The 12,396-nt window shown below is 67.4% G+C and carries 11 protein-coding genes; 6 read left to right on the top strand and 5 right to left on the bottom strand.

The window, feature by feature from the left end; all coding sequences use genetic code 11:
• The first annotated feature begins 78 nt into the window (after positions 1-78).
• Positions 79-1,014, top strand: a complete 936-nt coding sequence (locus tag ACSYAO_RS04740) for a LysR substrate-binding domain-containing protein (protein ID WP_100437434.1) — start codon at positions 79-81, stop codon at positions 1,012-1,014.
• A 39-nt stretch (positions 1,015-1,053) separates the two neighbouring features.
• Here the strand turns inward: ACSYAO_RS04740 and ACSYAO_RS04735 are convergent, their stop codons facing one another.
• Entirely contained in the window at positions 1,054-1,917 is an 864-nt protein-coding gene (locus tag ACSYAO_RS04735; protein WP_100437433.1) for a DMT family transporter, read from the bottom strand.
• 133 nt (positions 1,918-2,050) lie between these two features.
• On the opposite strand from ACSYAO_RS04735, the gene ACSYAO_RS04730 reads away from it, so the two are divergent.
• Positions 2,051-3,430: an aminotransferase-like domain-containing protein gene (locus tag ACSYAO_RS04730; RefSeq protein ID WP_100437432.1), complete on the top strand. Its 1,380-nt coding sequence runs from the start codon at positions 2,051-2,053 to the stop codon at positions 3,428-3,430.
• On the opposite strand, the gene ACSYAO_RS04725 is transcribed toward ACSYAO_RS04730, so the two are convergent.
• Positions 3,369-4,313: a LysR substrate-binding domain-containing protein gene (locus tag ACSYAO_RS04725; RefSeq protein ID WP_100437542.1), complete on the bottom strand. Its 945-nt coding sequence runs from the start codon at positions 4,311-4,313 to the stop codon at positions 3,369-3,371. The two genes, ACSYAO_RS04730 and ACSYAO_RS04725, sit on opposite strands and share 62 nt — an antisense overlap.
• A 115-nt stretch (positions 4,314-4,428) precedes the next feature.
• Between ACSYAO_RS04725 and ACSYAO_RS04720 the strand changes: the two genes are divergently transcribed.
• Both ACSYAO_RS04720 and ACSYAO_RS04715 read left to right on the top strand, forming a co-directional pair.
• A complete protein-coding gene (locus ACSYAO_RS04720) occupies positions 4,429-5,127 on the top strand; it encodes a glutathione S-transferase family protein (RefSeq protein ID WP_100437431.1) in 699 nt (232 codons plus the stop codon).
• An 87-nt stretch (positions 5,128-5,214) separates the two neighbouring features.
• Positions 5,215-5,889: a class I SAM-dependent methyltransferase gene (locus tag ACSYAO_RS04715; RefSeq protein ID WP_100437430.1), complete on the top strand. Its 675-nt coding sequence runs from the start codon at positions 5,215-5,217 to the stop codon at positions 5,887-5,889.
• Positions 5,890-5,892: 3 nt separating this feature from the next.
• Here the strand turns inward: ACSYAO_RS04715 and smqnr are convergent, their stop codons facing one another.
• Complete coding sequence (gene smqnr, locus ACSYAO_RS04710; protein ID WP_032127748.1) at positions 5,893-6,540, bottom strand: SmQnr family pentapeptide repeat protein; 648 nt, start codon at positions 6,538-6,540, stop codon at positions 5,893-5,895.
• A gap of 159 nt (positions 6,541-6,699) precedes the next feature.
• On the opposite strand from smqnr, the gene ACSYAO_RS04705 reads away from it, so the two are divergent.
• Positions 6,700-7,476 carry a DeoR/GlpR family DNA-binding transcription regulator gene (locus tag ACSYAO_RS04705; protein ID WP_100437429.1) on the top strand — a complete coding sequence of 259 codons (777 nt, stop codon included), beginning with the start codon at positions 6,700-6,702 and terminating at the stop codon, positions 7,474-7,476.
• Between the two features lie 11 nt (positions 7,477-7,487).
• Entirely contained in the window at positions 7,488-8,621 is a 1,134-nt protein-coding gene (locus tag ACSYAO_RS04700; protein ID WP_149908902.1) for an MFS transporter, read from the top strand.
• 9 nt (positions 8,622-8,630) lie between these two features.
• Here the strand turns inward: ACSYAO_RS04700 and ACSYAO_RS04695 are convergent, their stop codons facing one another.
• Both ACSYAO_RS04695 and ACSYAO_RS04690 read right to left on the bottom strand, forming a co-directional pair.
• A complete protein-coding gene (locus ACSYAO_RS04695; protein ID WP_197655853.1) occupies positions 8,631-10,136 on the bottom strand; it encodes a PepSY domain-containing protein in 1,506 nt (501 codons plus the stop codon).
• A gap of 11 nt (positions 10,137-10,147) precedes the next feature.
• On the bottom strand, positions 10,148-12,286 hold the full coding sequence (locus ACSYAO_RS04690) for a TonB-dependent receptor (protein WP_197655854.1): 2,139 nt from the start codon (positions 12,284-12,286) through the stop codon (positions 10,148-10,150).
• Positions 12,287-12,396: the final 110 nt, after the last annotated feature.

Here is a 12,396-nt window from a genome sequence, read left to right as displayed (position 1 = left end):
GATGGACAGGCCGCTATTCCAGAAAAACAGGCTCGATGGACGTTGATTGCGGCCCGATGTTCCGTAATCATGCCCCGCATGGATTCCATCTCTGCCCTGCTGGCCTTCGTCCGTACCGCCGAAGCAGGCAGCATCGTCGGCGCCGCTCGCGTCCTCGGCCTGTCCGCGTCGGCCGTGGGCAAGCGCATCGCCCGCCTTGAACAGGAACTCGGCACCCGCCTGTTCCAGCGCACCACCCGCCGCGTGCACCTCACCGACGAAGGCGAACTGCTGCTGCAGCGCTGCCGGCGGGCACTGGATGAACTTTCCGAAGCGCAGGCGGATCTGGCGCAGCGACAGCACGCCCCGAGTGGACTGCTGCGCATCGGCCTGCCCACCATCGGCTACCGCTTCCTGTTGCCGGTACTGCCGGGGTTCCAGCAGCGCTACCCGCAGGTGCAGCTGGAGCTGGACTTCAACGATCGCATCGTCGACGTGGTCAGCGAAGGCCTCGACGCGGTGATACGCAGCGGTGAACTGGCCGATTCCAGCCTGACCGCACGGCGGCTGGGCGGCTTCCGTTTCATCCTCTGTGCGGCGCCGGGCTATCTGCAGGCCCATGGCACGCCCGGTAATGTGAGCGAGCTGCGCCTGCATACCGCGCTGCGCTTCCGTTACCCCACCACCGGAAAGCTGCACCCGTGGCAGCTGCCGGGCATCGAAGGCGATGCTGGAGCGCGCCTTCCCACGGCGATGACCTGCAACAACATGGAGGCCGTGCTGGCCGCTGCGATCGGTTGCATGGGCCTGGCCTGGATGCCTGACTTCCTCGCAGCCGACGCGCTGGCCGATGGCCGCCTGCAGCGGGTACTGCCAGCACTGCCCACGCACCAGGGGCAGTTCTCGTTGCTATGGCCCGGTGGGCGCCATCCCAGTGCACGCCTGCGGGTGTTCATCGACTATGCCGTTGCGCATCTGTTCCGCGGCCACCCGGAAAAGGGGACGGAGGGGATTAAGTCGTTTCAGGCACAGTAGGGCCGATTACGACTTAATCCCCTCCGTCCCCTTTTTCGCTCAGCAGCTGAAGCGGCGGGCGCCTGCCACGCAGATCACCGCGACCACGGTCACCAGCACCATGCTGAGGCTGACCGATTCGTGCAGCAGCAGCGCGGCCAGGGCCAGGCCAAAGAACGGTTGCAGCAGCTGCAGTTGGCCGACGGCCGCAATGCCGCCCTGCGCCAGCCCGCGGTACCAGAACAGGAAGCCGATCAGCATGCTGAACACCGCCACGTAGCCCAGCGCCCACCACGCCGACGCACCGACCGCGGTGAACGAGGCCGGGCGCATCAGCACTGTCAGCGGCAGCATCACCGGCAACGCCAGCAGCAGCGCCCAGCTGATCACCTGCCAACCGCCAAGGTGGCGGGCAAGTCGACCACCTTCGGCATAGCCGAGCCCACACACCACGATCGCCGCCAGCATCAGCAGGTCAGCCTGCAGCGAGGCCTCGATGCCGTTGCGCACCGCATAGCCGACCACGCAGGCACTGCCCAGCAGCGAGAACAACCAGAACGCCGGGCGCGGTCGATCGCCGCCGCGCAGCACGCCGAACACCGCAGTGCTCAGTGGCAGCAGGCCGAGGAACACGATGGTGTGTGCCGATGACGCATGCCGCAGCGCGAGCGCGGTCAACAGCGGAAAGCCGACCACCACCCCCAGACTGACCACCGCCAGGCCTGGCAGGTCATTGCGCCGCGGCCACGGCTGGCGCAGCAGAAGGAGCAGGCCAAGGCCGAGCACAGCGGCAATGGTCGCGCGTGCAGCAGTGACGAATCCGGCGTCAAGCTGCAGCACCGCCAAGCGGGTGGCCGGCAGGGAGCCCGCGAAGATCACTACACCGATGAAGCCATTGATCCAACCACTCGCCGACCGTTCCACGCCTGTACTCCTGAAGATGCCGGACGATGCCCGGCTGGACCTGTATGGAAGCATCCAGCGCGGAACGACCCCAGCTACAATCCAGTACAGTCACAAGTAACTGTACTGCCCACACTTCCACTACGGTTCCGCCATGCCACGTTCGCTCACCCGCATTGAATCGGTCATCCAGACCGTCCGCGCCCGCATCGGTGCGCGGGTGGATGGCCCCGGCTCGCGCCTGCCTTCGGTACGTGCGCAGGCGGCGGCGATGGGGGTGTCGGTCTCGACCGTGGTCGAGGCCTACGAGCGCCTGGCCGCCGAAGGCCTGATCAGTGCGCGCGCAGGATCCGGCTTCTACGTCAGTGGGCCGACCGCACCGCTGGCGCTGGCTGAAATGGAACCCCGGCTGGATCGCGCCGTGGACCCGCTGTGGGTGTCGCGGCAATCGCTGGAAACGCCCGCGGGCCACCTCAAGCCGGGTTGTGGCTGGATGCCCAGCGATTGGCTGTACCACGATGGCGTGCGCCGCGGCCTGCGTCGGCTGGCGCGTGCCGATGCCCTACAGCTGGTCGACTACGCCGGCCCGCTCGGGCTGCCCGCACTGCGCCAGCTGCTGCAACGACGCAGCGCCGCGCTGGGCATTGATGCACCGATGGAGCAGATCCTGCTGACCGAATCCGGTACGCACGCGGTCGATCTGCTCTGCCGTTTCCTGCTCAAACCCGGCGACTGCGTGCTGGTGGATGACCCGAGCTACTTCAACTACCACGCGTTGCTGAAGGCGCACCAGGTGCAGGCCATCGGCGTGCCGTACACGCACAGCGGCCCGGACCTGGAGGCGTTCGCGCAGGCAGTTCAGGCGCATACGCCGCGGCTGTACATCACCAACTCGGGCCTGCACAACCCGACGGGCGCGGTGCTTTCCGCCAGCACCGCGCACCGCCTGCTGGGCCTGGCCGAACGCAATGAACTGATCATCGTCGAGGACGACATCTTCGCCGACTTCGAACTGCAGCCTGCGCCGCGGCTGGCCGCGCTCGATGGACTGTCGCGGGTGATCCACGTCGGCAGCTTCTCCAAGACGCTGTCGGCGGCTTCGCGCTGTGGCTACATCGCTGCGCGCCACGACTGGATCGAAGCGTTGACCGACCTGAAGCTGGCCACCAGCTTCGGCGGCGGCCATCTGGCGATGCAGTTGATGCACATCGCGCTGACCGACAGTGGCTACCGCCGCCATATGCAGTCGGTACGTTCGCGCCTGGCCGATGCGCGCCGGCACACGCTGCGCAAGCTGCAGACGCTGGGCATCACGCCGTGGCTGCAGCCGGAGGCCGGGCTGTTCCTGTGGTGCCAGCTGCCCGATGGCCGCGATGCCGCCGCACTGGCCCGGCAATGCCTGCGCGAGGGCATCGTGCTGGCACCGGGCAACGCGTTCAGCCAGTCGCAGCGCGCGGCTGACTATGTACGTTTCAACGTTTCGCAGTGCCAGGACCCGAGGATCTGGCAAGTACTGGCGCGCGCGCTGCGTTGAGCTGGTAATGCGCGGCCAGCGCATCCACCACCACACGCACGCCCGGCAACTGGCCGCGACGATGCGGCAGCAGCACGCTGGTGGTCACTTCGCCGGCATGCCACGCCGGCAGCACCTGCTGCAGGCGGCCGGCGGCAAGGGCTGCGGCACACAGGCTGTGTGGCAACACGGTGATGCCAAGACCCGCTTCGGCCGCCGCGATCAGCAGCTGCGATTCATTGCCGACCAGCGCCACCTTCGGCTCCACCTGCACGGTGCGGGCGTCGGGGCCGTGCAGCGTCCAGCGCGTTGCATGACGCGCGGTCAGCAGGCCGGCATGCGCACGTAGCTGCTCGGGCGTATCCACTGCCGGCGCGGCTGCCAGATAGCCAGGGGACGCCACCAGCACGATGCGCTCGCTGCCGAGCATTCGCTGCACCAACCCGGAATCCGGCAGCGGACCGAAGTGACTGCGCAGAGCGATGTCGATGCCCTCCTGAGCCAGATCGATGAAACGATCACTCACTTCAACTTCGATGCGCAGCCGTGGATAGCGGCGGGCCAGTGCAGGCAGGCACGCGGCGAGCTCGCCCTGCACCACCGGAATCGAAGCGCTGATGCGTACGGTGCCGCTGGGTTCGGCCTGGCGGTCGCGGACGATGGCCTCGGCGGCCTCGACCTCAGACAACGCTGCGCGTGCGCGCTCGAAGAACTCCTGGCCGACCTCGGTCAATGCGAAGCGGCGCGAACTGCGTTGCAGCAGCCGTACCTGGAGCTGTTCTTCCAGCAGCGCCACGCGCTTGCTCAGGGTCGAGCGCGGCAGGCCCAGATGGCGCCCGCCTGCGGCGAAACCGCCCTGCTCCACCGCAGTCACGAACAGGGCCAGATCGTTGAGGTTGAGCATGCGCAACGTCCACATATGTAGACTTCAGGATGCCATTCGGACGGCTTCCGGAGCAATGTCCACGCGGGCACGCTTTCCTCACCCGCCGCATCGCGGCTCGAACCGGAAACCTGCCATGACCCCGATCCTCTTCTACGGCGTGCCCTCGGGCTGCTCGTTCGGCTCCATCATCGCGCTGGAGTGGCTGCGCCAGCCGTATCACCTGTGCCGCATCGAGATGCCCGGCCAGGTGCAGGGCGAAGACTACCGCCGCCTCAATCCACTGGGCGAAACCCCGACCCTGCGAACCACACAGGGCGAGCTGCTCAGCGAGAGCCTGGCCATCCTCAACCACCTGGCCGCGAAGGGCATCGCACAGGGCCTGGGCTTCGCACAGGGCACCTCCGGCTTCGATCGCCTCAACCATCGGCTGGCCTATCTCAACACCAGTTTCTTCGGTGCCTACGCGCCGCTCTGGCACGCACTGGAGCATGCGGAAGGCGATGAAGGCGAGGCGCTGCGCGCCTATGGCACGACCAAGGTACGCCACGCCCACCAGGCGCTGGAGCAGATGATCGGCACGGGCCCGTGGCTGCTGGGCGAACAGCGCAGCTTTGCCGACGCCTACTTCGCAGGCATCGCGCGCTGGAACGACTATCACCAGGTGGTCGATCGACGCGAGTTCCCAAGGGTGCAGCAGCTGTTCGAGCGCCTGCAGGACGACGCCGGCGTGCAGTTCGCCCACGCCATCGAAGCGCAGCAGCCGGCAACCAGCGGCGGTGGATTCCTCGGCGAGGTGCGGATGGAAGACGTGCTTGAGGCCGCAGCGGCCTGAGCCCTGTCCTGCCCGTGCGGCAGCGGCGCGCAATGCCTCTTGCGCGCCGCGCTACAGTGGTATGTCCCCCGCTGCAGGAATCCGCGCATGTCCACGTTCTCCGATCCGCAGGCGGTGGCCCGCTATGCCGAAGCGCCGCTGCGCCAGGTGCCCGGCTTCCTCGCCCTGCAGCAGATGAGCCGGCTGCTGCTGGCCGAACGTGTCCCTGCGCAGGGCCGCGTGCTGGTGCTGGGTGCCGGTGGCGGGTTGGAACTGAAGGCCTTCGCCGAGGCGCAGCCGGGCTGGCAGCTGCTGGGGGTCGACCCGGCCGCGCCGATGCTGGCCCTGGCCGAGCAGACACTGGGTCCGCTGATGTCGCGCGTGCAGCTGCTGGAAGGCTATATCGACGATGCACCGGATGCGCGCTTCGACGGCGCCAGCTGCCTGCTGACCCTGCACTTCCTCGATGCCGCGCAGCGCCTGCACACGCTGCGCGAACTGCACCGGCGCCTGCAACCCGGCGCGCCACTGGTGGTGGCGCACCACAGCGTGCCGCAGGACCCGGCCGGCAAGCTGCGCTGGTTACAGCGCTACGCAGCGTTCGCCGAAGCCTCGGGGGTTGCCCACGCCGATGCGCAGCGCGCGATCGACGCCATTACCGAACGGTTGCCGCTGCTGGCACCCGAGCAGGAGGTCGCACTGCTGCAGGAGGCCGGCTTCGACGGTGTGGAGCTGTTCTACGCCGGCTTCAGCTTCAAGGGCTGGGTGGCGTACACCGGGTGATGCCTACGGCACCACCGTGATGCCGATACGCTGCATCAACAGCGCCACCTGCTGCACATCCAGCGTGGCGCCACGCAGGTTGGTGCTGCGCAGGTCCAGCTCGCCCAGCTCGGAGTTGGTCAGGTTGCAGTCTGTGAAGTTGGCACTGTTCCAGTCGATCCCCTCGAACTGGCCACCGGACAGATCCGAACCGGCGAAACTGGCACCGCTCACGTTCGCGCCATCCCAGCGGTTCTCCCACAGTTCGCACTTTTCCAATGTCACCCGCGAGAAATTGGCATAGCGCAGGTTCGACTTCTTGATGAACGCGCTGCAGAACCAGCTGCGCGTGGTGATCTGGTTCATGAAGCTGGCGTTGCTGAAATCCGCGCCCTGCGCACGGCACTCGCTGATCTCCAGGCCCAGCGCCTTGATGAAACTGAAGTGGCACATGCTGATGTCGCAACTACGGAAGCTGGCTTCCTTCAATGTGGCGCCGTTGAAGCGGCAACCGGCGCGGTTTTCAGCGTCGTAGAAGCTGCAGTTGATGAACTCGGTGGCGGTCAGGTCCGCGCCGGAGAAATCGCATTCGTAGAACTGCTGGTCGACCACTTTCTGGCCGGTGTACTGGTCCGCGCCGATGCGCAGCTTGCGGTGAACGGTGGGGGACATCGTGGATTCCATGCCAGGTGCCCCGCCATGATGCCGGGCCGTGAGGGCGATCCATAGACGCTGGCGCGGTTGGGTTCACCGACAGTCCAGCCGATCTGTGGCCACGCCCGCCCAATGCACGTTGTTGCACGTTAATGCACGAACGTGCAGACTTGCGTCATGAGCTCCGATCCCAGCCCCCTCCCCGCCCAGCGCACCCTGCAGATCCTCGAGGAACTACGCCAGCAGGGCCGCGTGGTCGCCGCCGAACTGGCGCGCCGCTATGCCGTCTCCGAAGATTCGATCCGCCGCGATCTGCGCGAGCTGGCCGCCCAAGGCCTGTGCCAGCGTGTCTACGGAGGCGCCGTGCTGCCGCCGCCAAAGGAACGGCCGCTGCGCGAGCGCCTGACCCGCGACCGCGGCGACAAGGCCGAGCTGGCCGCCCGCGTCTGCGCGCTGCTGCAGCCCGGCCAGGTCGTACTGCTCGACGCCGGGTCGACCAACCTGGCGATCGCCCAGCAGCTACCGACCGCTCTCGGCCTGACGGTGATCACCAATGCCCCGCAGATCGCCACCGCCGCCAGCATGCTTGAAGGCACCTCGGTGCAGCTGATCGGCGGTCGCCTGGCCAGCGGTGGCGGTGCGGTCGGCGCTGAAGCGTTGGCGCAGGTGCAGCGCCTGCGCGCCGACGTATACCTGCCCGGCCCCTGCGCGGTGGACGGCGACACCGGCGTGTGGGCAATGGATTCGGAAGAAGCCACGCTGAAACGCGCGATGGTGGCCTGCAGCAGCCGCGTCATCGTCGCCGCCACCACTGAAAAGCTCGGTGCCCGCGGTAACTGGCAGATCGCCAGCCTCGACGAGATCGACGACCTGGTGCTGACCACCACCGCGCCCCCCGCATTGGCGGCGCGCTTCCGCGCCGCAGGCATCGCGGTACACCCCACTCCGCCCTGACCGTACCGCTCATGTCCCTTGCCAACCGCGCGCGTGCCGAACAGCACGCGACCCGCGCTGCGTTCTTCATTCCCGGCTTCGCCACTGCGCTGTGGGCCACCCTGGTGCCATTCGCCAAAGCGCGCACCGACATCAACGACGCTACGCTGGGCCTGGTGCTGCTCTGCCTCGGTGCCGGTTCGCTGCTGGCCATGCCGCTGTCCGGTGTACTGGCCGCACGCCTGGGCTGCCGGCGGGTGATGGTGGCCAGCAGCCTGCTGATCTGCCTGACCGTGCCCGGCCTGGCGCTGGCCGGTTCGGCCTGGTCACTGGGGCTGGTGCTGTTCGTGTTCGGCGCCGCCGTGGGCGCGATGGACTGCACGATGAACGTGCAGGCCGTCATCGTCGAGCGCGAAGCGCGGCGGGTGATGATGTCCGGCTTCCATGCCTTCTTCAGCATCGGCGGCTTCCTTGGCGCGGCCACCATGACCGTGCTGTTGTCCGCACAGCTGCCGCCACTGGCATCGGTGCTGATCGGCGTTGGCGCCATGCTGCTGGTGATGCTGCTGTCGGCGGCGTACTGGCACAGCGAACGCATGCCGCACGACACACCGATGTTGGCCCTGCCGCACGGCATCGTGCTGTTCATCGGCGTGCTGGCGTTCGTCGCCTTCCTCGTTGAAGGCGCGATGCTGGACTGGAGCGCGGTCTTCCTCAGCGATGTGCGTCGCGTCGATGCCAGCCTCGCCGGTATCGGCTATGTAACCTTCACCCTGACCATGACCGTGGCGCGCCTGTTCGGCGACGCACTGGTGGCACGCGTAGGCCGTGAGCGCGCGATCGTGTTCGGTGCGCTGCTCGCCGCCGCGGGAGTGCTGGTGCTGACCCTGGTCACCCCGTGGCAGGCGTCGCTGGTGGGCTATGTGCTGGTCGGCCTCGGTTGCGCCAACATCGCACCGGCACTGTTCTCGCTGGCCGGCCACCAGACCCGCATGCCCGGCGCACTGGCAATCACCGCCGTTTCCACGCTGGGCTTTGCCGGCATCCTTGCTGGCCCAGCACTGATCGGTTTTGCTGCCAACCACTTCGGCCTGATCGCTGCGTTCATCGGCGTGGCCACGGCCTTGTTGCTGGTGGCCGTGTCCACACGTTGGCTGCGGATGTAGCCCAGGGCCTCAGCGCCGCCTGTGCCGCAGCTTCATCCGCAATCGCCGATAGCCGATCACCGTCGCCGTGGCACACAGCGCGGTGCCAGCAGCGCTCAGCAGCAGCAACACCGCCAGCCGGGCACCTTCCTGGCGCAGCATCGCCGGCAGGTCCCAGCTGTGCAGGAAGTAGAACAGCCAGCGCCCCACGCGCTCGCGATGCCCCATCGTCAGCAACGGATCACCCGTGGCCAGATCGAGATAGACGCGCGTCGCCTCGGCATCGCCGAAGTCCACCACTGCCACCGGGAAGCGGCGTACCGCTGCACCATTCATGGCCTCGGGCGCACGCGGATAGAAGTAGGCATCCGCGGCCTGCTGCACCACGAAGACCTGCATCGGCGCAGCGGACAGCGCACGCACCTTCTGCTGCAGCCACGCGGCCGGCAGCAACCGCGCAACCTGCAAGTGCCCATTGCCGCTGGACACGATGCGGGTCTCGCCCCGCCCGTCCAGCAGCACTGCGAACAGCTCGCCTCCGATGCGGCGCCACTGGATCTCGACTGGTTGGAAGCGCTCAGCATCGGCCACCGCCAGAAGCTTCGCCGGCTCACCCAACGCGCCATCCACCGTTACCGCGCTGCCACGATAGCGTTCAACATCGATCGCCTCGCGCGTGCTGCTGAAGACCCCCAATGGATTCATCGACATCAGCCCGCTGAAGATCCAGGTGAACACGAAGGCCGCAGCCATCAGTCCGATCAGATGGTGCCAGCGCATCCACGGTTCGACGTACGGCGTCTTCGCACCGGAGCGGTAGCGCCCGCGGAAACGCCAGCGCCACACACCCACCACGATGCCGCTGACCGCCGCCACCGTGCACAGCGCGGACAGCACGATCACCACCCACGTCCAGACCGGATCCACCGACTGCATGCGCAGGAAATACAGCCAGTGCAGCCAGGCCCCCACATAGTTCCAGCGCTGCTGCACATGCGGTGCGTCCAGCACCACTTCACCGGTGCGCGAGGACACATACAGGTCACCGGGCTGTGCGCCCCCCACCTCCACCCGGTACAGCGGCCGGTGCGCGTCCAGCGCGCGCGAATGCGTCCAACGGTCCTCTTCCACGCGCATTGCACCGACAAAGGCCGGGCCGCCAGCAAACTGTGCCGCTGACGCTTCGGCGCGCTGTGCCGACACTGGCAGCAGGGCCTGGCCGGTGACGGCTGACCACGCCCCCACGTTGCTTCCCGTGCGCACCACATACGCAGGCTCGCCACGCAGCGTGGTCAGCGCCACGGCCTCCGGCTCGGCCTGCACGGCTGCAGGCAGCACCGACAGCCCGCGCAGATCGCGGGCCTCCGGCAGCACCGGCAATGCCGCCAGACGTTCACCGGGCGTCAGCTTCGGGTAGCCAATGCACAACATCACCATGCCGCTGACGAACCACAACAGCATCAGCAGGCATCCGCCGATGCCGAGCCAACGGTGCACCAGGTAGGTCCAGCGCTTGGCAGTGGATCGCAGCGACATGGTGCGTGTCCTCAGAAGCGATGGTCGACGGTGAACTCGACGCGACGATCCGCGCCCAGCAGCCACTGCGTGCTGGTGTAGTACGCGGTGGCGTAGTACGCCTTGTCGAATACGTTGAACAGGAGCGCTGACAATCGCGTGCGCGGTGCTGCCTGCCAGGTCAGCGCCAGATCAGTGGTGCTGTAGCTGGGCAACTCCAGCGTGTTGGCATTGTCTGCGTAGCGCTTGCCGACATAGCGAACGCCACCCGCCGCGCTCCAGTCCGGTGCGAACTGCCAGCTCAACCACACATCGGCCAGGCGTTCGGCCACGTTCGGCGGCACGTTGCCATCGCGCGAGACCAGCATCGGCGGCGAACCTGTGGTCTCCAGGAAGTCCTCGAACTCGGCCTTCAGCACCGTGGCGTTGGCATCCAACGTCCAGTGCGGCGCGACGTTCCAGTTCAACGACGCCTCGATACCACGCGAGGTCTGCGCGCCCACCTGCACGCGGCGGTCCGGCACCAGCGGATCGCGGCTGAGCAGCCCGGTCTTGCGGATGCGATACGCCGCCAGCGTCCACTCGCCGCCATCGAAGGCCTGCTTCAGGCCCACCTCGATCTGCCGCCCCTTGGCCAGGTCGAAGGCACCGTTGGCCGGGCTGATCATCAGCAGGCCACTGACCGGGTCCGCCGCCTGCGAGTACTGCGCATACAGGCTCAGCGTCGGCTGCAGCGCGAATACCGTGCCTGCACGCCAGCCGGTGCTACTGTAGGTCTTCGAGAACGCATTCTGGCCGCTGATCAGATCGGTACGGTCGATGCGCGCGCGGTCGTGGCGCAGCCCACCCAGCACCGACCAGCGCTCGCTCAGCGCCAACCGGTCTTCCGCGAACAGCGCGTACTGCTCGGCACGATTGCGGTAGCGCGGCAGGTTCGGCGCGTCGCTGGCGAACTGGCCCGGCACCGGATCGAACGGATCGACCGGGCCCGAGCTGCCGGCATAGGTGTTGTTGGTGTGCTTGAAGTGCGCGCGGTTGGCGTCCAGGCCCACCGCGAAGTTGTTCTGCAGGCCACCCGCCGTTCCCTGCACGCGCAGCGTCGAGGTCAGTCCGGTCTGGTCCTGGTTGTGGGTGATCTCGGTATTGCCAGATCGATCGATCAAGCCGGTAGCGCGGTTGTAGACATAGGCCTCGGCATTGCGCCAATCGCGCTGGCTGTCGATCTGGTAGAGGCGCGTGCGCCATTCCACGTTCGCGTTCGGTGTCCACAGCGCATCAAGCTGGGTCCAGCGGTCGCGATAGCGGATCTGGCTGTCGTCCACGTTGTAGTTGCGGTGGCGCAACGCCTCCAGCTGGCGGCCCTCGACCAGCGGCGTGCCGAAGTAGCGCATCGGTTGCTGGTAGCCCTGCGCATGGGTGAGGGTCAGCTGCAGGTCCGCGCGCGGCTGCCACAGCAACGCGCCGGAGAATGTCGCGTCACTGTTGCGCCCACGATCGACCCAACCACCGCTGTAGTTGCCACTCACGTCCAGCCGGTAGGCCAGCTCGGGCGTCAGCGCGCCACCGCTGCCGAAGCCCAGGCGCGCGGTGTCCTCGCTGCCCACGGTTACGCTGATCTCGTTCTCGATCGCACCACGCGTGGGCTTCTTCGGCACGATGTTGATCACGCCGCCGATCGCACCGTCGCCATGGATGACCGACGCCGGCCCACGCAGCACTTCGATGCGCTCGATCGACCAGGTATCGAACGGGAAGGTGATGCCCACGCCGCCGTACTGGCGCAGCCCGTCGTACAGGCGCATCACCGAAGCGCCATCGGTGAAGCCGCGGCTGGACAGCGCGCTCAGGCCGTTGCCGGGGTGCGGCATCGCACTGATCGCACCTGCCCGGCTGATCGCATCGTTGAGGTTGCTGTCGCCACGCTGTTCCAGTTGTTCGCGCGAAATCACCGTCAGGCTGGCCGGTGTCTGCAGCACGCTCAGGCCCAGCGCGGAACCGGCGTTGGCGGTGGACGACAGCTCACCGCTGCGGGTATCGACCACCCGCACGGTATCCAGCGTGGTCGGTGGTGCCGCATCGGCGGCAAGCAGGGGCGCGGCGTGCATGAGCAACGCGCACAGGACAGGCAGCGTCGCCCGGCGCAGGTGCGCGGAGTTGGGGTTCGTTTTCATTTGTTCACGGCATGCAAGGCCACCCCGCAATGGCAGGGCAGCAATCAGAAAGGGACAAACACGCGCGTGCGGGCACCGGCCGTGGCCGGCAACCTCATGGAAAAATGCTC

The organism is Stenotrophomonas sp. STK16_22, assembly GCF_051984505.1.
Taxonomy (GTDB): domain Bacteria; phylum Pseudomonadota; class Gammaproteobacteria; order Xanthomonadales; family Xanthomonadaceae; genus Stenotrophomonas; species Stenotrophomonas maltophilia_A.
This window is presented reverse-complemented; position numbering and strand designations above follow the sequence as displayed.